The organism is Rhodococcus sp. MurmanLake-1 (assembly GCF_056945715.1).
In genome coordinates, this window is record NZ_JBWZNF010000017.1 from 1 (window position 1) to 25,078 (window position 25,078).

21 protein-coding genes and 1 pseudogene are annotated in these 25,078 nt (G+C 61.7%); 6 read left to right on the forward strand and 16 right to left on the reverse strand.

Annotated features, from left to right (window positions below):
* A pseudogene (locus AC2ETI_RS29120) lies at window positions 1–197 on the reverse strand (hypothetical protein); the annotation flags it as partial.
* A 126-nt stretch (window positions 198–323) separates the two neighbouring features.
* On the opposite strand from AC2ETI_RS29120, the gene AC2ETI_RS29125 reads away from it, so the two are divergent.
* Complete coding sequence (locus tag AC2ETI_RS29125) at window positions 324–1,052, forward strand: TetR/AcrR family transcriptional regulator (protein ID WP_244891542.1); 729 nt, start codon at window positions 324–326, stop codon at window positions 1,050–1,052.
* Between the two features lie 723 nt (window positions 1,053–1,775).
* Entirely contained in the window at window positions 1,776–2,102 is a 327-nt protein-coding gene (locus tag AC2ETI_RS29130; RefSeq protein WP_144440168.1) for a helix-turn-helix domain-containing protein, read from the forward strand.
* 368 nt (window positions 2,103–2,470) lie between these two features.
* Here AC2ETI_RS29130 and AC2ETI_RS29135 read toward each other — a convergent pair whose 3' ends face one another.
* The 6 genes from AC2ETI_RS29135 to AC2ETI_RS29160 form a co-directional block, all read right to left on the reverse strand.
* Entirely contained in the window at window positions 2,471–3,484 is a 1,014-nt protein-coding gene (locus AC2ETI_RS29135) for a hemolysin family protein (RefSeq protein ID WP_030003060.1), read from the reverse strand.
* Window positions 3,481–4,866, reverse strand: a complete 1,386-nt coding sequence (locus AC2ETI_RS29140) for a hemolysin family protein (RefSeq protein WP_030003059.1) — start codon at window positions 4,864–4,866, stop codon at window positions 3,481–3,483. The genes AC2ETI_RS29135 and AC2ETI_RS29140 overlap by 4 nt, the downstream gene beginning before the upstream one ends.
* Before the next feature lie 401 nt (window positions 4,867–5,267).
* Window positions 5,268–6,221 (reverse strand): MFS transporter, encoded by a 954-nt coding sequence (locus tag AC2ETI_RS29145; RefSeq protein WP_483634748.1) that lies wholly within the window; start codon window positions 6,219–6,221, stop codon window positions 5,268–5,270.
* Complete coding sequence (locus tag AC2ETI_RS29150; protein ID WP_483634749.1) at window positions 6,152–6,901, reverse strand: MFS transporter; 750 nt, start codon at window positions 6,899–6,901, stop codon at window positions 6,152–6,154. Before AC2ETI_RS29150 ends, AC2ETI_RS29145 begins: the two co-directional genes overlap by 70 nt.
* Window positions 6,902–6,984: 83 nt before the next feature.
* Complete coding sequence (glsA, locus tag AC2ETI_RS29155) at window positions 6,985–7,911, reverse strand: glutaminase A (protein ID WP_144440169.1); 927 nt, start codon at window positions 7,909–7,911, stop codon at window positions 6,985–6,987.
* 917 nt (window positions 7,912–8,828) lie between these two features.
* The gene (locus AC2ETI_RS29160) at window positions 8,829–9,188 is read right to left on the reverse strand and encodes a helix-turn-helix transcriptional regulator (protein WP_420876507.1); all 360 of its coding nucleotides are present in this window, start codon (window positions 9,186–9,188) and stop codon (window positions 8,829–8,831) included.
* 61 nt (window positions 9,189–9,249) lie between these two features.
* On the opposite strand from AC2ETI_RS29160, the gene AC2ETI_RS29165 reads away from it, so the two are divergent.
* Entirely contained in the window at window positions 9,250–9,462 is a 213-nt protein-coding gene (locus AC2ETI_RS29165) for a ribbon-helix-helix domain-containing protein (RefSeq protein WP_030003058.1), read from the forward strand.
* Window positions 9,459–9,812, forward strand: a complete 354-nt coding sequence (locus tag AC2ETI_RS29170) for a type II toxin-antitoxin system PemK/MazF family toxin (RefSeq protein ID WP_030003057.1) — start codon at window positions 9,459–9,461, stop codon at window positions 9,810–9,812. Before AC2ETI_RS29165 ends, AC2ETI_RS29170 begins: the two co-directional genes overlap by 4 nt.
* Before the next feature lie 484 nt (window positions 9,813–10,296).
* On the opposite strand, the gene AC2ETI_RS29175 is transcribed toward AC2ETI_RS29170, so the two are convergent.
* The 7 genes from AC2ETI_RS29175 to AC2ETI_RS29205 form a co-directional block, all read right to left on the reverse strand.
* Window positions 10,297–11,271, reverse strand: coding sequence for an alpha/beta hydrolase (locus tag AC2ETI_RS29175; RefSeq protein ID WP_030003056.1), 975 nt, complete (start codon window positions 11,269–11,271; stop codon window positions 10,297–10,299).
* Window positions 11,272–11,565: 294 nt separating this feature from the next.
* Window positions 11,566–12,972: a serine hydrolase gene (locus AC2ETI_RS29180; RefSeq protein WP_059016419.1), complete on the reverse strand. Its 1,407-nt coding sequence runs from the start codon at window positions 12,970–12,972 to the stop codon at window positions 11,566–11,568.
* 1,130 nt (window positions 12,973–14,102) lie between these two features.
* Window positions 14,103–15,890 carry an Hsp70 family protein gene (locus AC2ETI_RS29185; RefSeq protein WP_081051270.1) on the reverse strand — a complete coding sequence of 596 codons (1,788 nt, stop codon included), beginning with the start codon at window positions 15,888–15,890 and terminating at the stop codon, window positions 14,103–14,105.
* 67 nt (window positions 15,891–15,957) lie between these two features.
* Window positions 15,958–17,739 carry an Hsp70 family protein gene (locus AC2ETI_RS29190; RefSeq protein WP_051636650.1) on the reverse strand — a complete coding sequence of 594 codons (1,782 nt, stop codon included), beginning with the start codon at window positions 17,737–17,739 and terminating at the stop codon, window positions 15,958–15,960.
* Window positions 17,736–19,181, reverse strand: a complete 1,446-nt coding sequence (locus tag AC2ETI_RS29195) for a GTPase (RefSeq protein ID WP_030003053.1) — start codon at window positions 19,179–19,181, stop codon at window positions 17,736–17,738. Before AC2ETI_RS29195 ends, AC2ETI_RS29190 begins: the two co-directional genes overlap by 4 nt.
* A complete protein-coding gene (locus tag AC2ETI_RS29200; protein WP_051636649.1) occupies window positions 19,178–19,660 on the reverse strand; it encodes a hypothetical protein in 483 nt (160 codons plus the stop codon). The genes AC2ETI_RS29195 and AC2ETI_RS29200 overlap by 4 nt, the downstream gene beginning before the upstream one ends.
* The gene (locus tag AC2ETI_RS29205; protein WP_051636684.1) at window positions 19,657–21,480 is read right to left on the reverse strand and encodes a dynamin family protein; all 1,824 of its coding nucleotides are present in this window, start codon (window positions 21,478–21,480) and stop codon (window positions 19,657–19,659) included. Before AC2ETI_RS29205 ends, AC2ETI_RS29200 begins: the two co-directional genes overlap by 4 nt.
* Before the next feature lie 403 nt (window positions 21,481–21,883).
* Here AC2ETI_RS29205 and AC2ETI_RS29210 point away from each other — a divergent pair, with 403 nt between their 5' ends.
* Together AC2ETI_RS29210 and AC2ETI_RS29215 are read left to right on the forward strand one after the other, a co-directional pair.
* Complete coding sequence (locus tag AC2ETI_RS29210; RefSeq protein WP_030003050.1) at window positions 21,884–22,075, forward strand: hypothetical protein; 192 nt, start codon at window positions 21,884–21,886, stop codon at window positions 22,073–22,075.
* Between the two features lie 148 nt (window positions 22,076–22,223).
* A complete protein-coding gene (locus AC2ETI_RS29215) occupies window positions 22,224–23,483 on the forward strand; it encodes a DUF7373 family lipoprotein (RefSeq protein WP_030003049.1) in 1,260 nt (419 codons plus the stop codon).
* A gap of 548 nt (window positions 23,484–24,031) precedes the next feature.
* Here the strand turns inward: AC2ETI_RS29215 and AC2ETI_RS29220 are convergent.
* Together AC2ETI_RS29220 and AC2ETI_RS29225 are read right to left on the reverse strand one after the other, a co-directional pair.
* On the reverse strand, window positions 24,032–24,556 hold the full coding sequence (locus tag AC2ETI_RS29220) for an RNA polymerase sigma factor (protein ID WP_030003048.1): 525 nt from the start codon (window positions 24,554–24,556) through the stop codon (window positions 24,032–24,034).
* A gap of 140 nt (window positions 24,557–24,696) precedes the next feature.
* Entirely contained in the window at window positions 24,697–25,041 is a 345-nt protein-coding gene (locus tag AC2ETI_RS29225) for a hypothetical protein (RefSeq protein ID WP_144440171.1), read from the reverse strand.
* Window positions 25,042–25,078 lie beyond the last annotated feature (37 nt).

Genomic DNA, 25,078 nt, shown 5'->3' on the forward strand with positions numbered 1-25,078 from the left:
AGGGTTTTTCCGGTGGCTGCAATGACATCCGCAAGCGCGTCGACGTCGTCTTTGGCGTAGAGGGTATCGACCAGGACTGCCTCCGTCGGTCCAATGATGATTGTTGCTGTCGTGGGCGAGAAAGTTCCACCGAAAGACAGTTCGATCGACTCTGTGACGTAGACCTCTAGCTCAAGGCCGAACTTCTGGGCAGGCACTGTGGCTTCTCCTAAAACTGTCGAGGAAGATGCGCGAAAAAATGGTTATGACGATTGGCATAACGACGCACCTGCAGTTATAACAGTCGTCATAGCGAGTCGTCAATCCCTTCCAGTTAGGGATGGATGCGTGGGTATTCGCCGCCCTTCGACGGGCCGAAGGACATGAGACGGGTGGGCTATTATGACGATGGTCATGACGGAAGCATCGATAGCGAGGCGAGCGTGGAACGAGGCACCCGTGTGCAGGCTTCAGGTGCGCGCGCGAAGATGGTGAAGGGCGCTGCTGACATGCTCAGCCGCCGCGGGCTGAACGCCACGACTGTGCGTGAGCTGGCGAAGCACATCGGCACGCCACTCGGCTCGACATACCATTACTTTCCTGGTGGGAAAGAACAGCTGGTGAGTGAAGCCGTGAAATGGGCGGGCGACGAACTCGCGCGATCGCTGACCGAGTACCTGAAGATGGGCCCGGTAGCCGGCCTTGAAGCCTTCCTCCTCATGTGGCAAGTCGCGGTCGCGGACAGCGACTTTCAGGCAGGGTGTCCGGTCGCTGCTGCCTCTGTGGAGTTCGACGAGAGCACTCCGGGCAGGGGCGCAGCCACCGTGGCCGCCGAAGTCTTCGCTTCATGGGAACGACTGCTGGCCGAGTCTCTGACAAGGGATGCTGGAGTGGAGGTCGAAACCGCGCGACAGCTGGCTACCTTCGTTGTCGCCACGATCGAGGGGGCCGTGATGCTTTGCCGAGCCAATCGGAGCATCGGCCCACTCACGGACTCGTCTGTGCAACTCCTTCGAATGATACGTCTCGCGATTGAAACTTCGGCACTACCTACAGAGACTTCGGCATCCTGAACATCGTGCTCCGATAGCCTTCTCTGAGGGTCGTCGATGCCAATCGTCACGCATGATTGCGATGCTGATGCCACTTGGAGTTCGGTGTCTTCGCAGCACCGTCCGAGTCGAATTACGAGGCCGCGTGATCATGTCAGTGCACCGTTTGGCGGACGACCTTCTGGAGGAATTCCACTGACCCGATCTGGATCCGACGCGACGCGGAAGGACGCCGACTTTGGGCGGGGCTCAGACCGTCGGCGACGCGCGAGCTGCCGCGGCCTTCGTTCGAATGGACGTGCACCTGTCCTTGCTGACCGGTGCTGAACGTGTGCACTGTGGACACTCCGACGGAAGGAGATCACCGTCACCGGCATCAACTACGGTCGAGATGGTGCAATCCTGGTCGGCGTCCGGGGTCGCTGGCCGCACATCCCCGCTTCCAGGGAATACGGCTACGGGCGTGTCCGAACATGTATTCGACCGCGCGGACACCTCGACGTCTCGGGTTCTCTGCGGCGGACCTCGTAACTCGCACAGACGACAACGAGTTGCCTCAGGCGGTTCCACCTCCGGCTAGCGGTAAGGGCCACCAACGGACCACGAAGGGCGGAGTGCGGACACCCCACCGTCAGGCAAGAAAGCCGCCCGACCGCTGGCTCCCGGAGGAGCTCCGTGTCTTGTACTACTGCGCGGTCGAACGCGTAGTGGTGCACCTGGAGGGGCTCGGACAGCTGCACGAGAATGATCCACAATATTTCGGACAACGAACGAGTAGGAACTTTGGTGCATGGCCAGAAAGGTGCCGTTCCGTCGCGCCGGATCGGCGCAGGACGAGACAACGAACGGGAAGAGCGGGAATGGTTGCTCACCCCAAGGCAAGTCGCGGCCCTCTTTCATATCAACCCCAAAACGGTTGCGCGCCGGGCACAGACAGGAAAAATCGACTTCATTACCACTCCGGGTGGGCACCGCCGCTACCGTCGCAACGAAATCCATTCCCTCGTGAGCGCTCTCAGTGTTCCAGTGCTTGCGTGTTCAGATGTCGACGCTGTCAACGAAACGCGCTGATGTCTTCTGCGCCTGTATAGGGCGCGTCGATGACCCTTGAGTGTCGGCGCTGCGGGGAGCCTGATCCCCCGCCGTGACACCTCTGCACGTAGGACGCGACGGATCGCCGCGGACAAGCTCACCTTCGACGTAGACGACGATCCAGACATTCGGTGGTTCCCAGTCAAGTGTTCCCGGTTTGATCGCCCTTCCCAGTCGTCACTTCACGTTGACGTCCGTGGAGCACGTGCCGGCCTGCGCGGGGAACGCATGCCCGGCATGAAGGTATGGAGGGTTCAGTTTACCTGTGCTGGATTGGATTTGATCTTACGTGGGTTCGAGCAAACTGCGTGTGCCCCTCGCGAACTGGGCGTGGGGCGGGGCTGGTGTCAGTTCGCTGGTTCAGGGCGGGGGAACAGTCGTGAGAGAACATCGGAGAGGGTGATGATGCCGACCGTCGTTCGTTCGTCGGTGACCACGGCCAGGTGATTGCGACTTTCCCGCATCGCCGCGAGTGCGAGGTGGACGGGGGTGTCGGACGCAAGGGTGAATGCCGGTCGCATGATGGATTCGGCGTGGGTGTGGTCGGGTTGGAGCAGGGTGTCGCGGACGTGCACGATCCCAAGGGGAACACCGTTGTCGCGAACGAGGATTCGTAGGTGTCCCGATTGTTTCGAGATCGCCCGCACCTGGTCCATGGTCGCGGAGCTGGTTACGGAGGTCGGAGCTTTGCTGCTCCGAAGCAGATCGCGGACGGTCAAGGTCTGCATGTCGAGGGCGCCGGAAAGTTGCGCGGAGTATCCGGCGTCGAGGGCTCCGACGTTGGTGGAGTGTTCGACCAGGTGCCGCAAGGCGTCGGGGTCCTGGCCGCTGCCGACGTGATCGACCGGTTGCACACCGACTTTGACGAGGAACCAGTTGGCCATCGAGTTCAGCGATTGCAGTAGAGGTCGGGTGAGCCACATGAATCCGCGCATCGGGATGGCGAGCAGTGTGGCTGATTTCTCGGGGTGGGCGATCGCCCAGGATTTCGGTGCCATTTCGCCGACGACCAGATGCAGGAAAGTCACGATGATCAATGCGAGAACGAAACCGGCGACGTCCGCGATCCAGAGCGGCATGCCCCAACTCGAGAAGGCAGGGGTGAGCCAGTGATGGACAGCGGGTTTGGTGATTGCACCGAGCGCGAGGGTACATACGGTGATGCCGAGTTGGGAGCCGGCGAGGAGCACGGTCAGTTCGGAGGCGCTGCGTAGAGCGGCTCGGGCGGAGCGGCTGTTGGGGGCGGCATCTTCGAGGCGGTGCCGTTTGGCGGAGATGAGGGCGAATTCGACGGCGACGAAGAAGGCACTCAGGGCTATGAGAGCGACGGTGACGGCGATGACGATCCAGGGGTTGCTCATCGGTTCTCCTCCGCGGTTTCAGTCCCGGCCACTGCGGTTGGGTCGAGGCGTAGTCGTAGTGAGGCGGGGACGTGCCGCTCGACGGACAGGACATCGATGACCAGTGAATATCGAGGTTGTTCGTCGTCGGAAATCAGGTCGGCAGGATCAGGTGGCAGTTCGACGCGGATCCGGGCTCCCTCGGGTGGGAGCTCGCCGTGATGGGCGATGGTGAAGCCGGCGATCGTCTCGTAGTCACCACCCGGGAGGTCGTGTCCGATGGTGCGTTCGACCTCGTCGAGGTGCATGCCACCGTTGACGGTCCAGGATCCGTCTTCGCCGGGGAGTTCGAGTGGGAGGTCAGGGTCGTGTTCGTCGGTGATTTCGCCGACGAGTTCTTCGGCGATGTCTTCGAGGGTGATGACACCGGCGAAGCCGCCGTATTCGTCTATGACGCAGGCAAGTTGGTTTCTGCTGTCGGTGAGTTCGGCCAGGGCCTTCGGCAAGGGAAGTGTGGTCGGGAGGATCAGGGCGGGGCGGGTGAGTGTGCGCGCGGTCAGATCAGTGGTCGGCGTCAGGTCGAGAACATCTTGGAGGTGGATGACACCGACTATGTCCTCGGAATCTTCCCCCACGACGGGATATCTGGAGTGCCCTCGCCCCATGAGGGTGAGGATGTGGTCGAGGGAGTCGTCGGCGTGGACGGTGTCGACATGGGTGCGAGGGATCATCGCATGCTCCACTGGGCGCGTGGGGAAATCGAGAATGCGATCGAGCATCGTCGACAATTCGGCCGGCAGAGTCCCGGTTTCGCGGGACTCGGCGACGATGTGCTCGAGGTCGCGGGCAGAGGCGGAGTGCTCGACGTCGTGCACCGGCTCGATCTTGAGTGCGCGGAGCAGCAGGTTCGATGCTTGGTCGAAGATCCAGATCAGCCAGCCGAAGAGTTTCAGGTAGAGGGTGGTCGAGCGGGCCAGCCACCGGGCCACAGGTTCGGGACGTGCGATGGCGAGGTTCTTCGGGAACAGCTCACCGAAGAGCATCTGGACCAGGGTCGAGAACAGCAGCGCCAGCACGGCACCGATGCCCAACCCCACGGCGGTGGGGATGCCGATGCCGCCGAAGATCGTTCCCAGCGACTGACCGATGAGAGGTTCGGCAACGTAACCGACCAGCAGACCGGTGACGGTGATGCCCAGTTGAGCTCCGGAGAGCATGAACGAGGTGCGGCGGGTCACCGCAAGAGCCCGCTTTGCACCAGAATCGCCCGTCTGGGCGAGAGAATTGAGCCGGGATCGGTCCACGGCCATGTAGGCGAACTCCTGGGCAACGAAGTAGCCGGTGACTGCGGTGATCAACAGAACGACCAGGACGCCCAGCAAGAGTGTCAGGGCGATCATCATGAGCCGGACACCTCGCCATCACATGCGGTGACGTAGTGGGGTGTGTCCGGCCTGGGTCTGTGACTGTCCATTGGTCTCTCTGTCGATGCGGAAGAAGCCTTGTTCTTTAATCTACGTTTACCTTGCCGGAAAAGTTCCCACCGATACCCGTACAGCCGCAAATCGCCCCGAGAGGCCCCAAAAATAATCCGCCCCCAAGGCCGCGACGTTGACGAGAACACCCTCGTTGTGTGCTTCGGTCCATGCTGTGCAGCCGGTCGATTTCCCCTCCTCGTGGCTGACGAGTTGGTCTCGCGGAGCCATCGCCGCATCGATCCGTGCTCCACTACCCCGCAGAAAAATTCCCCAGCAGACAACGTCCGCAACGGTATTCGGTGTGGGCGTACCTGCTTTCGTTTGGATCAATCGACCGTGCGTGAGGGATCCGGGATTTCGTGCGAACGATAGTTGGGGAGTCGCATAGCGGGAATGATGGCAGTTGCGCTGATGGCGGCCAGGACGAGAAGGCCGAGTTTGAGAGTTCTCAGTCGGGCATCCTCGTTGATTGCGATGGCCTCGTCAATCTGCTCCGGGGATGCATCCGTACTGCTGTCGAGGACTTTTCGAAGTTGGTCGTTGCTGGTGAAGTTGACGTTGTCGAGGTCGACCTGCGCGACGAGGGATTCGGGCAGTTGAACATTGTTGACGACTGCTTGACCGACACTGAAGCTCAGAATCGTGACCAGCAGCGCTCCGACGAGTGCGGTGCCCACTGCGGATGCGAGATTCTGGGTCGTGCCGCGGATGGATCCAACGTCTCCTGCGAGTTCTTTGGGAGCAGCTGTGACCAGGACGTTGAAGACGAGAGTCACCAGTGCGCCTTGGCCGATTCCGAACACGATCAACCCCGCGATGGTCGGGACGGTCTCCCAATTATTGGTCACGACATAGGCAAGCCAGACGAGGGCGGTGGTGGTGAGCGTGAATGAGAACACCCCGATGGAGCGGGGGCTGTACCGCTTGTAAAAGCGGACCACCAGTGTTGCCGTCACAAACACGGTGAGGTTGAACGGCATCATCGCAACTGCGGTGGCAAAAGGCGTGCGACCCTGGACGATCTGAATGTAGAGCGGGACGGTGAAGTTCAGCGCTGCTTCGAGAGCGACGACGATGAACATCGCGTACACCGCGGCGCGTTCACGTGAGCTTCCCAACACAGAGAGATCTACCAAGGGAACTTTCCCTTCGCGGATCCTCCGACGAGTCCACATGAAGAATGCCTGACCAAACACAACACCGAGGACGATCATTGCCGGAGCCGGCGAGAGTCCGAGCAGGTTGAAGGGCGCGTCCGGGGATGCGAAGAAAACCCCCACGCATTGAGGTTGTTGAAACCGAGGGTAAGCAGAACGACGCCTGCGCCGACGAGGCTCGCAGCGACCAGGTCGATCTTGATTCCGGCGTGGCCGCGATCGGCGCGGAGCGTGAAGCTGAACCCGAACACGATGACCGCGAGTACCAATACAATCCCGAACACCGGACGCCAACCGATCAGAGTGCCGAGTGCGCCACCGATGAAGAAGGCGCTCATCCCGGAGACTGCACGCGCAGAACCCAGCGAACCGATGGCGGTTGCTTGCTGTGATCCGCGATAGTTTTCTGCAATCAACGCAACCAGTGAGGGCACGATAATTGCCGCCGACGCGCCAGCCACGGCTTGGCCCGCGATGGCCCAGCCGATAGACGGGGCGAGGATCATCATCAGTGCCGAACCCCCGAAAGTCGCGACGACGACACGGAAGACCAGGACCCACCCGAGCCGCTGTCCGAGTTTCGCGCCGACCATGACAAATGCAGCAACGGCAAGGCCGTAGACGACGATCGTCGTACTCGCGGCAGTGGGCGCAACACCGAAGTCCTCGACCATGCCTCCCAGCGAGACAGGGAGTGCCGCCACGTTGAACGACATCAGGATTTGGGCGAAGAACAGGCCCACCATCGGTAACCAGGAACGTCGGCCTTCATCGACCGAATCGGCTTTCAGGTCAGTGGTCATCGGGAACTCTCTCGTTCAGTAGGGTGAACTGCGGAGGCAAAGACGTTGAGCCCGAGAGTGCGTGACAGGTACGCGGTGGCGCGTTACCCCCGCACACTGTTGCCTGCGGTGTCGAGCCGAGGGGAAAAGGTTCCGATGGCACCCTTTCCGGGGGCAATTGCGACGATTCCGCCCGACACACCAGATTTCGCGGGAAGCCCGATCTCGAAGAGCCACTCGCCTGAGCGTTCGTACATCCCGGTTGCCGCTAATACGGAGAGCGTGTCCCGGCACACGTGCGGCGAGACCACCCGCTCGCCGGTGACGGGGTTGACACCTCCGTCTGCAAGGGTCGCGCCCATAATCGCGATATCGCGCGCATTCACGTTCAGCGAACACTGCCTCGTGTAGGTATCAACGACGTCGAGAGGGGCACGATCGATTCGGCCGTAGCTTTCCAGCAGACGGGCGATCGCCTTGTTGCGTTGATTGGTAAGCATTTCCGAGTGGTAGACCTCGCCGTCCAATTCCAGTTGACGGCCCGCGAACTGTGAAAGTCCGGTGCGGATCCGCTCCCACTGCTCAGCGGACGTCGCTCCCGGGACGAGGGCGGTTGTCGCGAGCGCGCCCGCATTCACCATCGGATTCATCGGATGGCCGTCGTTCAATTCGATGGCGATGACCGAGTTGAACGACAAGCCAGTGTTGTTTACCCCCACGCGATCCCGCACAACAGAGTGACCGAGTGCGTCGCACACCATCGCGTAGACGAATGCCTTGGAAATCGATTGAATGGAGAATGCGGCGTCTGCTGCGCCGACGGTATGGACACCGCCTCCGGTCTCGGCCACTGCGATGGCGAACTGGTCGGGATCCGCTTCAGCGAGGGCGGGGATGTAGTCGGCCACCTTCCCCGCGGTTCGCGGCAGATACCGCTCGTAGGCGTCCACGACATGAGTCTCGATGTGATCCCACTCGGGAAGCGCACCCGTATGGACGACCTGCTCAACACCTTCTACATCGGCCTCCACCCGACCTCCTTGTGAGTTCAGCCTGGCAAATCAGTCTGATCGGGACTGTAGCCCCCTCACGCCGTTACGTCCGGGCAGTCGCCCGCCCATGTTTGCAGAGGCGACCGGTCGGGCATTAGTGATTAGGTCCGCTGGAGTGAACCCCCACCTGTTTCCCGGCGGACCGCTGATCTGCGTGTCGAGCTTTCATCGGTCCCGGCACGCATGGGTCCGCCGACTGGATGTTCACAACTGATGTCGGCGGACCGCCAAGACAGCGCGCCCGTCCCCGACAGTTCGTGCGCGCCGCCCACCGAGCCGCGGTCACACTCAGTGTCGGTGGGCGCCCTTGACCTGCGCGTCGGCAATGACACTGCACAGTTCCGATACGACCTCTGAACCTCGTACGTCCACAAGATGATCGCCACGAGACCCGCGCGAGTCCTCCGGCATTCTCGGTTTCCGGTGCACGTGACTTCTCGGCAGATCACTCAGGCTCACTGATGTTCATCGGTGACGCTGCAACGATGGATTCGACTACAGTGCAGACCATCCGTGGCATCCTGATGAGTGAGCTCGGGATTCCCTCGAGTCGAGTAGAAGTCGCCAACTTCGTGACACGTCGTTTCGTTGTGGGAGGGGATACAATGTGTTGGAAGAGTTCTCATTACGCGCATGAAGGATCTCCTGTCACGATCGTGACGGGGAACCGCGCGGCGGTATCGTTCAGTGCCCGTGGGCTGGGTCTCGCGGATGGTACTTATGTTCCTGACCGTGCGACCATCGGCTGGCGGGCGCACTGTTCCTGCGGTTGGGAAGCCTCCGAACTCGTCGAGCGTGTGAGCGACCCGCAGTTGCTCCGCGGCCCGAATCAAGTCCTCGATCAGTATGGTGGGCCCGCATTGCCGGAAATAGAAGACAAGTGCCACGCGCAATGGCTAGGCCATCTTCGCCAGGTTTCTACGGAAATTTCGGTAGCGAGATAGGCCGCTGTCGTACCGATACATGCTGCCGGGTGGCCTGCACTCGGATATGTGGTGTTCCACCGTGGGCCAACAATCGAGGGGCGGGGTTTTCGCTGACACCGCGATTGTCGGAAGTGCCGAGAACGGTCGGAAAGACTCCGAATCGCTTACGCCGAGAGCGGAATGATCTTGGCGAGGGTGTCGCCTAGCTTTGTCGGCCGCGAGGTCGAGTTCGTAGCGATCCTGGATGTTGAGCCAGAGATGGGCATTGTTGCCGAACGCCTGGGCCAGCCGTAGCGCGGTGTCTGCGGTGATCGACCGTTTTCCGAGCACGACCTCGTTGAATAGCCGTTTTCAGAGTTCCTGTTTGGTCATACTTTGGTGCGCTTGAGGTATGACCACAAAATTCACCATAAGTCTCCCTGACGAGGATGTGCACCTACTCGACGAGTATGTGCGTGATCACGGACTTCGTGGCCGGTCGGCAGGAATTCGAGCCGCACTCCGCCTTCTCTCGACGTCCGGACTCGAACGTGACTACGCTGCAGCCTTTGCTGAAGTTGACGTAGATGACGTGTGGGACGCTGTCACGGCAGACACCGAATGATTCGCCGCGCGCACATCCACTGGGTGGATCTGGATCCCGCGCAGGGTGAAGCGGCGAAACGACGACCGGCGGTGGTCGTGAGTAACGACCGCGCCAACGCTACTGCAGAAAACCTTGGGAGAGGCGTGATCACCGTGGTTCCGTTGACGACCAATACTGCGCACGTATTTCCGTTTCAGGTGATTGTCGAGCCCGACGAATCAGGTTTGGCACGAGCGTCGAAAGCGCAAGCGGAGCAAGTCCGATCGGTATCGGTTCGGCGTCTGGATCGTGAACCTGTCGGCAAGGTCGGGATCGAGACTTTTACACTACTCGAGGACGCGCTGAGACTGCACCTCGATCTGCAGTGAGTGCGGTTCCTATGTGCTCGCTGACCGACATCGACGTCCCGGCCGCGAGTCGCCCCACCTAGCACGAGATCGAGCGCGCACCCTCGCCGTGGTGGGCCACCATGACTGCACGCAGGGTTGGATTCGAATCCCGGCGCGGTGGGTCATATGAGTTATGGGCCGTCTCGTTGGTCTGCTGCGGCGCGCAGAGCCTCCGGCATGGCGCAGTAGCTGGGGCCGGCGGTCCACCCACCCTTCGGACGTTGATGGAAGACTCCGAACAGTGACTCATCGAAGCCGCAATTTCCTGGATATCGAAGCAGATTGATCGATTTTGATCGAGTTGATGATGCTTTCGAGCGCTGACCTATGTGAAAAGAGGTACATGCGGGGACGAATACGTCGCAGCTGTGCCGCCCGGGGAGTTTTCTCCGACCGATCGAGGCCCGCTTCGGTGTGAGATCTGACGAGCGTCCGCCCGCCCCGCCCGTTCTCGGGCACGCAGTCAGCGTGGAGGCAGTGATGCCAGGAATGCTGTGGTGTCGCGGGCGATCTCCGGCGACAGAGTGTGGTGCAGGTAGTGCTCACCTGGGAGTGGGATTACTTGTCCGGTATCGACGCTCGTAGCTTGTTGGCGGTGCAGATCGACCCACTCCGGCACATCGGTGTCGTTCGCTATTACGAACAGCAGTACCGGCAACGACTCAGGGTACGTCTTTCCGTTGGCTGACGCGAAGTTCGTCGGCGCTTGCTCCATTTCGCTCAACAGTGTCGGCGCTTGCTCCATTTCGCTCAACAGTGTCGGTGCGGCCGAATTCTTGTTGCTGAGCAGTTTCATCTGCTCCTTGGTCTGCTGGTCGTAGGGAAGGCCGGCGTAGGGGTCGTCGGCGATCGCGGTGATCAGGCGTGTGAGGCCGACATCGTGGGCGATGTCAATGGCCTTGGTAGGCAGTGGCTCGTCCCAGCCAGGTTGACCGGGCACGCTACTGTCGATTCCGACGAACGCGACGAGTTCATCGGGGTATTCGGCGGCGTAGGTGAGTGCGTAGATGCCGGCGATCGAATGACCCATCAGGACATACCGTTCGATTCCCAGATACTGCAGCGCCTCGTGTACTTCGCGAACGATGGTGGCGGACGAGCGGGCGGCGTCGGTTTGGTCGCTCAGACCGGTTCCGAACGGTTCGACAGCGACAACTTTGTACTGCGTGGACAATTCGGCGATGAGTGGTTGATAGTCCAGCCCTGGAGCAGCGGTCCCGAGGCCGGGCAACAGAACGATCGTTTCCGGCCCCTGACCTTTGGTCACCACGTTCATCTTTTTGCCGTCGACGGGTACGAGTTGACCGTAGGACGTGATGTCGGAGGCCTCGGAGCGTGTCGCGAAGAAGTTGTACGTTGCCGTGGTGGCGAGGAGGAGGATCGGAATCGCGATGATGACGGCGACTGTCACCAGGACGATTCTGCGTAGCTTGCGCATCGTGCTCTCATTTCAGAATTTGGCGAAGCCCGTTATGGCGCTTCGTAAGTGAGATCGGCTTGGCAATCTCGAGGCCCACTGGAAGTGCCACGACGTCACTGCCACCCGTGACGCAGGGTCACGGGTGCCTCGTAAACCTATGTCGCCCATGTGGTCCGTCACGTGTCACGTCGGGGTTTATTGGAAGATCACGAATTTCGTGATGCTCGCAGGTGGGGCGGGCGGTGGGCGCGCCCTGACGTCAGTGGCGCTCGTGCGACCGAGATGTAGTCGGCGCTCGGGTTGGGGAGTGTACTAGCTGGTTGCATCTTTCTGGATCAAGAGCATCGCGTCGTCGACTGGATCGAAGTACAGAGCCGGGTCGGCAACCAGCGCAGCCTCGGCACCATGAGTTTGCATGGTGACAACCCAGGCGCGATCCTCGTGTTCGACATAGTAGGCACCTGCAAGGACGCCGATGGAGCTGCCGCCCTTGAATCCGCCGTAGGTGAACCATTTCGCGGACTCCTCACTGAGCGCCGGATCCTCGGCCAGTATGTCTCGAACCGGTGCGCCGGTCTCGGTCTTCGCCATCTCTTGTAGCGAGACCAGCGCGGCACGCAGGTCCGCGGGCGAGGCGAACCAGTCGATGTCGAAAGGCCATGCGGGGGTGGTGAATGCTGACACAGGAATGTCCACCAGGCCGCCGGGTAGTGCCGCCAGTATTGCTCGACGCTCGTCCGGGGTTCCGTCGCGCCAGGCGACACGTTGTGCGCCATCGTTGCCCCAGCCGAGTTGGAATAGTGCGCGGGTCGGCTTCAGCGGAATATTGAGCGAAGGATCCGCCATGCCCATCGGGGTGAACTCGGCTTCGACCTGCTCGCGCCCGACAGCAGCGATCAGCATGTCGGTGGCGGTGTTGTCGCTGATCGAGATCATCTTGCCGGCGGTTTCCCGGACCGTGACTTCGGTTCCGGACGGCAGGTCCTGCATGGTCCCGCCGGGCATCGACTTGAGGTCGTCGGTGACGGTGAGCTTCTGATCCCAGGAGAGTGTCCCGTTCTCGACAGCCGTCGCAACTGCGCCGAGAACGTACAGCTTGATCGTTGACCCTGTGGGCCGCGGTGAGGTGTCGCCGACGCCGAAGACTGCGGCGTTCTTTCCGCCGGTGACTTCGGTGACGGTCAAGTTCGTCGGCGCGGGAAGTGCTTTGACAGCTGTTTCGAGCTCTGGCCACGATGCGGCCGGCACATGATCGTCTTTGGCCGGTGTGATCGCCATTCCCAGGACCAATCCGTTGCCGTCGACGACGACGTTGATGTCGAACGCGCCGCCGGTGGCACTGGTGATGGAAACGGTGCCGTCGGTATCACCTCCCGTGTAATTCACTGGTGTCCAGGGCTGTCCGGCTCGGATGGAGTCGAAGTCCGGAGGCGTCAGGACGACGGGTGCGGTGGGTCCGAAGTGCTCGGCGATTTCTTCCTGGGTCAATGGCGTGCTCGTGTTGAAAGCACCGAGAAGCCAGGTGATCTGCTTGCCGACGGAGCTGTCGGGGATCGTGACTGTCGCAGGTGTATCGGAGGCGGAGCTCGTTGTGCTGTTCTCAGAGGTTTGTGCAGAATCGGACCCGGAGGTACATGCAGCGAGGGCGAATACCGCTGCGGAGGCAAGTGCCACCAGCGTGAGCGGGCGACCCTTCCTACGTGTGTGTTCGAGTTTCATGGATTCATTTCATCAGCGGTCTCGTCGGTGCGCGACGGTCTGGGGTACTGAATCTTCTAGTGCTCGAGTACCGTACTGTCACCGTTTGCTACTGACAAATGTCACGACATGGGTGGGCTTTCGGAATGTGATTCGTCAAGAGCGTTGTAGTGCACTAGTTTTCGATCGATTGCAGGTTGTCTCGCGGAGCCCGGGTTGATGACGATTCGGATTTGGTGTGACCGGACGAAAAGCGGATCGTTTTTCTTGAGGATCGGCTGAGGCGCCGGTCACGGCTCCCGATCCGGTTTTGTGATCAACGCTCAACTGTACTGTCGAAATATGTTCGGAATCAATCACTTTCATAGTCGAGTGTGCTTGCGGGATAGCGTGTTGGGAACCTGCGGGCGTCTCGACGAGGACCCGCACTCCGTCACGTTGTGAGGCATGCCATGAAAGAGTTTCATTCTTATTGTGTTTCGGCCTCGGGGGAGGAAAGTAGGGAAGGCGATTTCAGTGCCGCTTTCCGTACTGGAGTTTCACGAAAACGGCGATGGCGATTTGTGCGTTACGGCTCGGTGAAAGTGGTGTTCTTGATCTGAATTGACGGATTGGCGACGAGGCCTGCTCGCTGCGGCAATTGCTCGGTCATAGTGCGGGGTTTCCGGATTACGGCGGTCTGAAGTCCTATCGCGACGCTGTCGCGGCAGGTGGGTCACCTTCGTCGCGTGGCAGGTTGCTTCCCCTTCTGCGACATTCGAAGTCATACTCGCACAGATCATCACACGCGGCGGAATGCGGAAGTCGGACCCACATTGTCCGATGGGAGAGGAACCGGTTACGAGGAGGTCAGGCCAGGGCGCTACGCAAACAAGAGCAGACAAGGAATCGCAGCCGTTCTTCAACACTATGGCAACCGTCGGTGGCGAGCCGCCTCCGTCCTACAGCGTCGCTCCACCCAGCCTATCCGCGTCATCCTCGGACGAACCCACGCGAGGAACCCGACGCCGAGCGCCAAACTCCGGACCGTGAGCGGAATTCGCGTGTGTTGATGTCACCGGCGGTATGTCTGAGGCCTCGATTAAGTGCTCTGAACGCGGGGGACGGCACGCCCTTAGCGTGGCGACCGCTCATGGATTGATCCCTTACGATTACAGAAGTCCTGTCGTTCGGAAGAAGTTGGTGACGGCATCGGCGTCGGTCATGCCGTAGACATCGACTGTGAGGCCGGTTTCCATGTTGACGTAGCTTCCTGACACCTGCCCGGAAGAACCATCACTGATGTTGACTCCTGCTGTGCGGGAGTCGTTTTCGACGAGGGTGTAGTTCCCGTAGTCGTATTCCCGGTATCCGAGAAGTGTTTTTTTCGCTTGTTTCAGGTCGAGGCTTGCTGTGAAGCGATTGCCGTATTCTGAGAAGCTTTTGGCGAGTTGGTTGGATTTTTTGATATCGCAGCTGATCACGAGGGCACCGTCGGTGGTGAAGGTGGATTGTCGGCAGTTTTCGGAGGCACCGCTCAAGGCTGTGGGGAGGGCGGCTTTGACGGTGTCGGCGTCGGTGACCGGTCCGGCAGTGGTGGTCGGTGCGGTGGTGGTGGTGCCGGCGGCTGCTGGGTTGTTCACGTTCGAGTTGTCCGGTGACGGCCGGAGAGCGATGGCAGCTGCCACGATTGCGCCGATGACGACGAGAGTGCCGGCGGCTGCAAGGTACTTGATTGTCTTGGAGCTGGACGGGCCCGAGGTGTGAGTTCTTTGGGTGGTGGCGTTCAGAGCGAAGGCGGGGTGAATTTGCGCAGGGGTGGGGTGGGCGTTCGGGCTTGCCCCGCTGCCAGGAGTAGCGAGCCGCGAGTTGGTGTAGTCACGTTGAACCCCGGCGCTGATGAGCGCGCCTTGGGCGACCACTGTTTTCGGGTCGTCGAGTGTCGCGATCGGCCCGAGGGCGGCGAGGCGTTGGTGGACGAGCGGGATCCGCGATGAACCACCCGTCAGGTACAGCGCCGAGAGCTGACTCGGATGAGTGATGCCAGCGTCGGTGAGTGTTTGTCGGGTCAACGCGACTGCACGGTCGACGGCTGCGGCGATGAGGGATTCGAATTCCGGACGAGTGATGGACAGAGTTTCCTGATGTCCGTTTCCGTTGACTGTGATCGTTGCGGATGGGCTCGAGGAGAGCAGTTCCTTGGCTCGTTGGATGGAGTCGTCGAGACTTCGGGTGACGTGCAAGGGTGCGGAGGTGCGGATGAAGTGCAGCAGGTCGGGATTGCGGTCATTGAGCATGTGATCGACCCACCCTCGTAGTACCGTGTCGAGGTTCTTGCCGCCGAGGCTGTTGTCGCCGCGAGCGGCGATGATGTCGAACGAATTGGCATCTGTTGCAGTGAGGACTGCGATGTCGAGGGTGCCGCCGCCGAAGTCGAACACCGCGATCTTCGTGCCGGCGGGCATGGTTTCGGTGCGTGAGTAGTAGTGCGCGGCGGCCCGGGGTTCGGAGACGGTACTGACCTGTCCGGATCCGTAGCCGACCCTGGCTGCAGCGTCGAGCAGCACCCCGACCTCGCGTGGTGACCAACCCTCGGGATGGGTCAGGACCAGATGGGAGGGAGCTTGGTCGCGGTGGGCGGCGGTGGCACGCCCGATCACGGTGTGCAGGACTGCGGCGACGGGCAACGAGGCGGGGATGTCGTAGCCGTTGACGTGCACCATGCCTTGGCCGACGACGCGTTTGGGGAAGGGGATGAAGGCAGCTGGGTTCGTTTCGGCCCGGTTCAGGGCGACGTCACCGACATCGATGGTCGCTGGTGATTCCACGAACACGGCCGAACTCATCAGGTTGCCCTGGTGGGTCAGAGGCAGAGTTTCCACTGCTCCGGTGACGATTCCGGTGTGCGCGGCGGCGGTATTCGATGTTCCGAAGTCGACGCTCAGCATCCAACCCGACATGATGTGTCTCTTTCCTGTGATTACTTCTGTGCCGCGCTGCGGTCAGTCTTGACTTGTGGTGTCGGCGTTATTGGTCGGTGACGGAGCAGAACATCCACTGGCTGTCTTCGCGGACGTATTCGACCAGGACTACGCCTTCGTCGGTGGTGCCATTTTTTTCTGTGATGATCCGTAGACGGACGGAGGCGTTGTCGCCGACGACGTTCGAGGAGATGAATTCCTTGACCGTGATCGTCAGAGTGCCTGTTGCGGGGGTGTCCTCGGGGGTCGTTGTCACGGCGATGTAGCCGGCGCATCGCATGGATTCGACGGCGGCTTTGTCCCCGGCACTGACGGCGGCGAGGTATTCGGTGGTCCGGTCCTGGACCGCTGTGATGTCGTCAGCGGTGCCGGGCGCGGTGTTCACCGTGCGGATGGGCGAGGCGTTGTGCGTGGTGGGGTCGTTGTTCGACGAGGTTGACAGCCATACCGCTACTCCAACAGCGCAGAGTACGACGAGTACTCCTGCACCGATGAGGACACCGCGAGAGCGGGACCGCGACGACTGCGACGCGCGGGTGCCCGCGGCCTCGAATGGCGAGGACTGCGAGCTGTGCGAATAGTCGTGAGTGGGAACGCTGCCGGTGCGGGCGGATTCCCCGAACGATGTTCCTCGTGTGTGCGACTGCTCACCTGCACCAGCACCAGCGGAAGTGATCGACGGAAAAGGGCCAGTCGCTGCATCAGACGATCGTGCGGTGGCGATCAGTGCGCCTTGAACGACTACTGTTTTCGGATCGTCGAGAGTGGCGATCGGACCGAGTGCGGCGATTCGGCTCTGCACCAGTGGGATTCGGGACGAGCCGCCGGTCAGGTACAGCGCTGTCAACCCTTGTGATCCGGTCAACCCTGCATCCACCAGAGCGGCATGGGTCAAGGTTGCGGCGCGCTCGATTTCCGGAGCGATGATCGATTCGAACTCGGCGCGGGTCAGGGTGAGGGTTTCGCGGCGGTCGTGTCGGCTGTCCACTACGGAGATTGTCGCGGACTCGGTGGAGGAGAGGAGTTCTTTGGCGCGGCGGATGGAGTCGTCGAGGGTCCGCAGGATGTGGGCCGGTGCGGCGGTCCGCAGAAAGTGCAGCAGCTCGGGGTTCTCGTCCTGGAGTTGAATATCGATCCAGCGGCGCACGAGCGCATCGAGGTTCTTTCCGCCGAGGCTGTTGTCACCGCGTGCAGCGATGACCTCGAAGGTGTCGGCGCTGGTGGCGGTGAGGACGGCGACATCCAGGGTTCCACCGCCGAAGTCGAAGACCGCGATCTTCGCGCCCTTTGTGAGGTGTTCGGTGCGGGTGTAGAAATGGGCGGCCGCACGAGGCTCGGACACTGTTACGACCGAGTCGTTCTGGTAGCCCAGGGCTGCGGCCGCTTCGCGGAGAACCTCGATTTCGCGCGGCGACCATCCTTCGGGATGAGTCAAAACCAGTCTGGCCGGTGGTTGGCCGCGGTGTACTCCGGTCGCTCGATCGAGGGCGAACCGCAGGACTGCAGCGACGGGCAACGAGGCGGGGATGTCGTAGCCGTTGACGTGCACCATGCCTTGGCCGACGACGCGTTTGGGGGAGGGGATGAACGCTGCTGGGTTCGTTTCGGCCCGGTTCAGGGCGACGTCGCCGACGTCGATTGTGGTCGGTGATTCAACGAATACGGCCGAGCTCATCAGGTTGCCCTGGTGCGTCAGGGGCAATGTTTCTGGTGAGCCGGAGCGGATTCCGGTGTGCGCGGCAGCAGTATTGGAGGTTCCGAAGTCGACTGCCAGAACCCACTCTGTCGCCGGGGGTGCCGCCAGTGGGTTGTGGTGGGGTGTGTTCATGCCTGCCTCCGCATGCTCGTGTAGGTGCGCACCAGTTCCGCCAAAGCTGCGTCCTCTGCGGCGGTGCGTGTGGAAATCGCCTGCCGCTGAACGTGAACCAGTCGTTCCCCGGCGTGGTGGGCGAGCTGACTTGGGCTGGTCTCGGGGTGCACGCCTAGGCGTTCGGCATCGGTCCGTCCGGAGAGTAGTCGTGTCAGTTCGGTGACGACGGGCGCGTGCGGGTCAGCGAGCAGCATCCCGCGCAGTGCTCGATACAGCAGCACAGGGTGCATCGCCGGATCGTTGCGTACCCAGTCGGTGATAGTGCGGATGTGTTCGCGGGCAGGGTGATTGACGGCGAGGAGGTCGAGTTCGGCGAGGATCCGATCGGCGCGGTGCAGCGCCGCGAAATCCTGTAGTGCACTCTCGAGCAGATGCTTCACTTGCGTGATCCCTGAATGTTCGGTGAGCCATTGATTCACCGCGTGCGCGCCCTGCCCCGCGACGGTGCGGGCGCCGAGGACGCCGTATTCGCCGAGCAGATCGAGTAGGCGATCGCGCATCACTGGCCCGAGCTGTTCGGGGCTTTCCGATTCGAGGAGGTCCATCAACTCCAAGGTGTTCGCCGATGCGAGGGTGTGCAGGGCGATGGCGTCGGCTTCGGAGACCTGCCCGGTGTGGCTGCTCTCGGCCAGGAGACCCGCGACCGGCACCACGGTGGCCACCGACTGCGCCAGTCGCTGCGCGAGCTTCTGAGCGTGAGTGTGCGCGTGTTCGATCGGGTTACGTTGCCCCAGTGCGCCTTCGCCGAAACTGTCTGCTCGGGAGAGCACACCGAGGGTGTTGAGTGGGGTGAACCCGAGTTCGCGCAGGAATTCGATCTCGTCGGCTCGTGGGGCGCTGTCGAAGAGGAACACGGCACCGTCTGCGTCGACGGACGCGGCGCGGGTTTGGGCGAACCCGTCGATCAACGCGGCCCTGGTGCGGTTTTCGTTCTCCACGGTCAGTGTCGCGAGGCCGGGAGTATCGACAAGGGTGAGGTTGGCCAGTGCTTGTGTGGGCAGGTGCCGGTGCACGTAGGCGATGTCCGCAGCATCGGCATCGAGGCTTACGGAGGTACCGGCTGTGAGTGGGATCGGGCGGTGCTCACCGTCGAGGTCGACGAGTTCGGCACGTGAGGGTGCCCCCGCTTGGTAGACGGTAACGACGTTGGTTGCTTCCAGTGCTGCCGTTTCAGCAACCGGCGCCCCGATCAGGGCGTTGACCAGTGTTGATTTACCTGCCTTGAGGCGGCCAACGATCACCACCCGCGGCGGCGACCACAAGATCGCACCGATGCGGTTGGCGTGATCGACGAGATCCCCACCGAGTCCGGCGAGGGAGTGCAGGCCGCGGTCGAGAGCAGTGCGGACCGCTTGTTGCCGGTCGAACTGCGCGGGATTCGGCGGGTACGACGTACTCATACGGGCATCGGGTCCGTCGGCGCGATGTTGACAGCGACTTCGGCGAACCGGATGATCCCAGCGGGGCCGACCCAGCCGGGCCGGACCAGGGCAGCGACGGTGCCTACCTGCTCCGGGGTGGCCGCGACCGCGCCGGAGACTGCCTTGTGGTGCGCAGAGTCGAAGAGGGCACCAGGGGTGGCGTCGAGCATGTGGACGTCTACCTGCGCGAGGTCTTCGCGGATCCGTTCACGGGCGGAGATGCCGCCGTCGAGGTCGTGGATACCGATCAGAGAGTTGACCAGGCGCCGATCCGCATCTATCGACCTCCCGTGTGGGACCGCAGCAGGTGCGGGCGCGGTGACAACACGTGGGCCATACCCGGCGCCGTTGTCATGGTCGGCGGTGGCGGGTGTTCGGGCGGTGCGCAGCATCCAGCCGGCGGCGACGCCTCCGGCACCCACCAGCACAATCAAGACGAATGCGAGCGTTGAGTTCATGAAATCGTCGCCTTCTCCGAGTCGGACACCGCTGTGGCCGGTGCGGATGCTGATGTGGGCGTGGACAGTCGGGTGATGAGGTTCTCCACTTCCGAGGATCGCGCCGTCACCACTCGCAAGTTGTTGTTGAGGCGCTTGAGCGTCGCATCACGCGTCGCGCCGTCCAGACGTGCAGCTTCCTTCGCGTCGGTCATCTGTTGCTGCACCCCGTCGATGCTGGTGCGCAGGTGCTCGCGGTAGCGGATCACAATTTCTGGCCGCGAGAGCGCCAACGCCCCCTCGAGCATCCGCGAAGTACTGACTTTCGCGGTCGCCACGGTCTCTCGCAGCCATGTCAGCAGGTTCGTCTTTCCTGCTCGCATCGCTTTGTAGCCGAGGTTCACCCCGACCCACACGACGCCGGCGATCGCCCCGACTCCGATCAGAGCGCCGAGCATCGAGGTACCGATCATGCCCATTGTCAGCACACTCGGGTCGAGTAGGCCTTGCTTCTTGCTACCGACCTGACCGGTCGTGAGGGGGTCGGATTGCATGGAGGCGATGACATCGACTTCAATGCTCTGCCATACGGTTTCGGAATCGAAGAGCGGCATCACGATGCCCCGCAGCTGATCGAGGAACACCTGCACCGCCGCGGTCATCGCGGCAAGGAGATCCGCTTCGATCTCACTGGTGAACACCTGCGGATTCTTGCGCAGTACTTCCATGCCGGAGGAGTTGATCCGGTCTGTCCACTTCGATTTCACGCCGTCGAGTTGTTCCTCGAGGCTCGTCAAGGCAGCTTGGCGGGCGAAGACGAGGTCTCGGCCGAGGTACTGCTCCCACTGCGTCGACTGCGCTTTCAGCTCGGTGAGCCGGTCCCGCTGCGCCTCCAATTCCGGTAGCGCGCCGGCGCCTTCTTCGGTGACGGCGATGTCCGCGGTGATCTTCGCGTGCACTTTCCGCAACCCTTCGAGCGCGGTCCGCAGGCCGTCGACCTGGGCGCGGTGGTCCGAATTTAGTGAGCTCTGAATGAGGGTGCGGAGAGCGGTGATCCCGGAGGCGTCCTCGACGGCGTCTCGGCGTATCGGATCTGCAATGTCGGCGGCCGCGAGAGCGCGCACACTCGAGACCCCGACCACGGGGATGGTGCGGCGCAGATGAGTACGAAGCAGGCGGCGGTTTTCTTCCACGATCGGTTTCCACCGGCGCAGATTCTTGTCCGTTTTCGTCACCACCACGATCACCGCTTCCACGGTCGCAGTGCAGGTTCGAATGAACTCCATCTCCGGTGCGGTCAGCGGGGAGGTTGCATCGCAGACGACCACGATGACACCGGCCTGCTGCGCCGACTGCACCGACAGCTGCGCACGGACTGCATCGAGGCCACCGGATCCGGGGGTGTCGACTACGACGAGACCTTGCAGATGAGGGGAGGAAACGGGCACGATCGCCCGGGTCGGGAGCACCTCGCCCTGCGTGTCGGCGACATGGCGCCCACTGGTGCTGACCCAGTCCGCGACCTCATCGAATCCGATGCGGCGCACCGCGCCGGGGAACACCAGATCCGCCGAACCTGGCGGATATTCAGCACCAGCGGGCACCAGCGAGATCGTTGCAGACGTGGTGACATCGACATCGACCGGCGAGACGCCCCGAACTCCGACGAGAGCGTTGACCAGGGAACTCTTACCTCGATTGACCTCGCCGATCACCACCACGGTCCGCTGATCGTGCCCGCCGGAAGTTTTCGCAGCCGCGGCATCGGCTATCGCCGTGAAGCCGTACGTGCGCAGGATTTTCGTCGCACCGGCCAAAGTGGATTCTGTCTGGCTGCTCATGTCGCTGCCAGCATCCGCTGCGGCAACGGAAGATTCGCCGGACTCCGCCACCTTCTGCCCCCTCCATCGCTCGTCCCACCCGATGTGCGACGTGTCATCGCCCAACCGCCCACCATTGGAAGCGAGCGGTCCGCCTCGCGGACAAAACCTTATCCGAGGTGAGCGCACAGTTTGTGCGGTGCATTCACAAAGTCAGATGCGCACAGCGCGCGGAAAGTTCCCACGAAATCCGAACGAACTTCAGCAGCCACGTCCAGGCGAGTGATCAAACACCTGACGAACGCGGATCACACTCGCCGCGCAACGGATCCCCACCTCAATTCAGAAGGCGCTGGGCAGGGCTGTGTTCTCATGCATCCTCCGCGACGGCGTCGATGGCAGATCCCTGCTGCATACTGCCCATATGACTGATCGCTGCGATGAAGAGTTGGCGATGTTGGCTGACATCCGAGCGTATATCCGCACCGCAGAAGGCCCGGATTTCCCCATCTCGACATCTGTGATCGACCGAGTGCTCGACGAACGCAACAACGCCCGCCTCGGACGATCCGCGGAATCCGATATCGGCCTGCCAGTCGACGGGCAGCAAGGATGAGCGCTCTCCACGAGAGACATCATCGAAGCAGATGAACAAATTTCGAGGCTGTGGGAACAAAACCCACCGCCATCCCATCTGATTGTCGAGGTTCCTTACCTGGTCGGTTCGGCCGGTTCAGGTCGATCACGCAGAAATGAGTGGGGACATGACAGTTCTGAGAGAGGGAAAGATGCGCGCGAAAACCTTTGCGCCCTTGGTGGCCACCGTAGCGGCAATCGTGTTGGTGACCGGATGCTCGAGCACCAGCGAAGGCCAGGCGAACGCCGAAAGTGAGAGCGGAGGCAGCGCGACCGTCGCTGCCCAGGGCGCCGCACCTGGGGAGATGGATCCCGGAACGTACCGCACCACTCCTCAAGCAGATTTCGGGACCGTGACCAGCGTCAACTCCGGCCGCTACGTCGAAGGGCAGCGGATGGCCGAATTCGTCGTGCTCCCCACCGAACTCGACCCGCTGCTGACAGGTCCAGTGGGGATGTCGACGTACGTCATCAAATCCGGCAGCGCACTGAGCGTCCTTCTGACAGGTAAGTCGCCGGACATCGCCGAACGCGAAGGCATGTTGACCGGGTTCTCTACCTCCCGCTCCTATGAGGACAAGAAGGCGGACAAGTCCATCGTGCACGCTGTGCTCCGGTTCCCGGACGCCGAATCAGCGCAACGGGCAGCGGTAGATATGTCCGCCGATGACGCGCTTCCCAGCGAGTATTTGCCGGGAGGGGTATCTACGAGCATCGACATCCTGCCGGACACACTGACCACCACTCGCGAGAGTTCCGACGGTACGTTCAGCTCGAATTCGTTCACCCCGCACGGGCAGTACATCATCTACACCTGGGCCAGCGCTCCGATCGCAGAAAAGGACTGGACGGCGCAGATCACCGCGAAAGCTCTCGAACAACAGGGTCCGATGATCGACAAGTTCCCCGCGACCGCAGCCGACAAGTTCGCCGAGCTACCGATGGACATCGACAAGGTGTTGGCGCTGACGATCCCGGAGGACGACGGCAACCGCACTACCAGCTCCGATGCCGTCTACGGGCCCCGTGGGTCGGCGCACTTCTCAACGAATCCGACATTGACGCTGGACTTCATGGACAAATCAGACACGACGTTAATGGCACGTTCGGGAAGTAATGTCTATCGGTCCGAAAGCGCTGAGGGTGCAGCGACACTGTTCGATTTGTTCAAAGGAGACATCGTCGACTCCGAAGGATTCTCTCCATCCGCCAACCCGCCCGGTGTCCCGAACGCGGCCTGCTTCACCAAGGACAGTCCGCAAGGAACGTACAACTACTGCATCGTCCACCAAGGACGGTACCTCGGTGAAATGAGTGCTCTCGACGACGAGACGAAGGTCCACCAGATGACCACTGCGCAGTACAAGATCCTCGAATCCGCGAAATAGCATCTACAGCAACAATATCCGGTGTACACCTTGAGAGGTGTGCGCCGGATATTGTTTTCGAGGTGACGGGGCACAGACCCACTTGGGGGGTGACGAATGGGAGTCGACCTCCGCCACGACACAGCCTCAACTATTCGGGGGGAGGGCTCTGCGTTGCCGCCGGGCACCATGGGTGCCGAGAAAAAGTTACACAGTCACAGCTGCTCCGGATGAGGCGTGAGGCTGCCTCAGTGACACGGTGATGCACGCGGGGTGTGGGCAAAAGACCCTACCGTCCTTCAGATTTCGCGGCAGCTGAGATGCTGTGGTGTGCCAAAAGTGCAATGGCATCGCCTTCAACGGTTGATCAGTGAACGAAGATAGAGGGAAACCTCATTAGTCATCGATGCCGTCGACCCGTTTGTTTGTCCTAGCCAGAACACCCGAAAGGCCCGGACACAGATCGACATGACGATCATCGCGGTGCCGCTGCTCCGAGCTAGTCGGGTACATCCGACCCGGGCGCGAGGATTCTTCGGGCAGGGACAGCCCTCGTCGCGAAATGGCGGTCAGCGGGTGGGCGCGAGCGCGGTGATGAGTTGTTTCCGGGCGCGGTTGATGCGGCTTTTCACTGTCTGGATGCCGACACCCTGGTGTTCGGCGATGTCCGCGTAGGAAAGTTCAGCGAATTCGCGGAGCACGATCGCGACCCTGAAATCTTCCGGAAGCTCAGCAAGGGCCGTACGGACAGCGTCGACGTCGGCGACGCGGTCTGCAGTCAGCGAGGCGGGGTCGTGCAGCTCGACGAGATCGTCCGGTGCAGTCGGGTCTGGGGTACGCCGTCGAATTGTTGCCAGGGCGGCGTTCGCGGCGATGCGGTGCAGCCAGGTGCTGAATCTCGCATCTCCCCGGAAGCGGTGCAGGTTCTGCCAGGCCGCGGTGATGGCGTCCTGGAACGCGTCCTCGGCGTCGTGATGATTGCCGGTGATCTGCAGGCATACAGCCCACGCGTGGGTGCGATGTCTGCCGACCAATTCACCGAAGGCACGGCTGTCGCCTTCGCGGCACAGCTGCAGTAACGCAGTGTCGTCCATCGGTCCCCTCGGTTGGTCAGCGGTCAGAATATATGCCCCAGGTTGCCCAGGCATGACACGGCCGATCACCTGTCCTTTTTGTGAGGATTCAGTCGGCGTGAGAGACGTCCGGGTGGCTGACACCGTGGGCGGCGCTGATGTCACATGCCGTCTCCGAGATCGATGTCATCGTTGATGTCCTCGTCGTCGCTGTCGTCGGGGACATCGACGTCTCCGAAGTACTCGAGGTCCGGATGAGCACCACCGCTGTCGCTGCTCACGGTGTCGTCGTCGAACGTCCCGATGTAGTCAACATCGTTTCCGGGGCTCACGGTGTCGTCCATCGGTGGGGCGAGTGTGTCGTCGGTAGGGGCGCTGTCAGGGTCGAGCGCATGCACGAGAGCCGCGGACCACACGTCTTCGGGCGGTTCCGGCAGCAACGACTCGCGTGGAATGCCGAGATCGTCGAACAGACTGCCTTCGTCACCGGACATTGTGGATCTCACTTTCTCTGATCATTCGGCCGCGGCCTGCGTGCGGTGA

Bases quoted from the DNA above. Each gene is read 5' to 3' on its own strand.
- AC2ETI_RS29200 (WP_051636649.1), bottom strand. From the start codon at position 19,660: ATGAACTCAACGCTCGCATTCGTCTTGATTGTGCTGGTGGGTGCCGGA.
- AC2ETI_RS29220 (WP_030003048.1), bottom strand. From the start codon at position 24,556: ATGGACGACACTGCGTTACTGCAGCTGTGCCGCGAAGGCGACAGCCGT.
- AC2ETI_RS29140 (WP_030003059.1), bottom strand. From the start codon at position 4,866: ATGATGATCGCCCTGACACTCTTGCTGGGCGTCCTGGTCGTTCTGTTG.
- AC2ETI_RS29135 (WP_030003060.1), bottom strand. From the start codon at position 3,484: ATGAGCAACCCCTGGATCGTCATCGCCGTCACCGTCGCTCTCATAGCC.
- AC2ETI_RS29130 (WP_144440168.1), top strand. From the start codon at position 1,776: ATGATCCACAATATTTCGGACAACGAACGAGTAGGAACTTTGGTGCAT.
- AC2ETI_RS29180 (WP_059016419.1), bottom strand. From the start codon at position 12,972: ATGAAACTCGAACACACACGTAGGAAGGGTCGCCCGCTCACGCTGGTG.
- AC2ETI_RS29210 (WP_030003050.1), top strand. From the start codon at position 21,884: ATGACTGATCGCTGCGATGAAGAGTTGGCGATGTTGGCTGACATCCGA.
- AC2ETI_RS29150 (WP_483634749.1), bottom strand. From the start codon at position 6,901: ATGACCACTGACCTGAAAGCCGATTCGGTCGATGAAGGCCGACGTTCC.
- AC2ETI_RS29125 (WP_244891542.1), top strand. From the start codon at position 324: ATGCGTGGGTATTCGCCGCCCTTCGACGGGCCGAAGGACATGAGACGG.
- AC2ETI_RS29205 (WP_051636684.1), bottom strand. From the start codon at position 21,480: ATGAGCAGCCAGACAGAATCCACTTTGGCCGGTGCGACGAAAATCCTG.
- AC2ETI_RS29215 (WP_030003049.1), top strand. From the start codon at position 22,224: ATGACAGTTCTGAGAGAGGGAAAGATGCGCGCGAAAACCTTTGCGCCC.
- AC2ETI_RS29175 (WP_030003056.1), bottom strand. From the start codon at position 11,271: ATGCGCAAGCTACGCAGAATCGTCCTGGTGACAGTCGCCGTCATCATC.
- AC2ETI_RS29190 (WP_051636650.1), bottom strand. From the start codon at position 17,739: ATGAACACACCCCACCACAACCCACTGGCGGCACCCCCGGCGACAGAG.
- AC2ETI_RS29185 (WP_081051270.1), bottom strand. From the start codon at position 15,890: ATGTCGGGTTGGATGCTGAGCGTCGACTTCGGAACATCGAATACCGCC.
- AC2ETI_RS29195 (WP_030003053.1), bottom strand. From the start codon at position 19,181: ATGAGTACGTCGTACCCGCCGAATCCCGCGCAGTTCGACCGGCAACAA.
- AC2ETI_RS29165 (WP_030003058.1), top strand. From the start codon at position 9,250: ATGACCACAAAATTCACCATAAGTCTCCCTGACGAGGATGTGCACCTA.
- AC2ETI_RS29170 (WP_030003057.1), top strand. From the start codon at position 9,459: ATGATTCGCCGCGCGCACATCCACTGGGTGGATCTGGATCCCGCGCAG.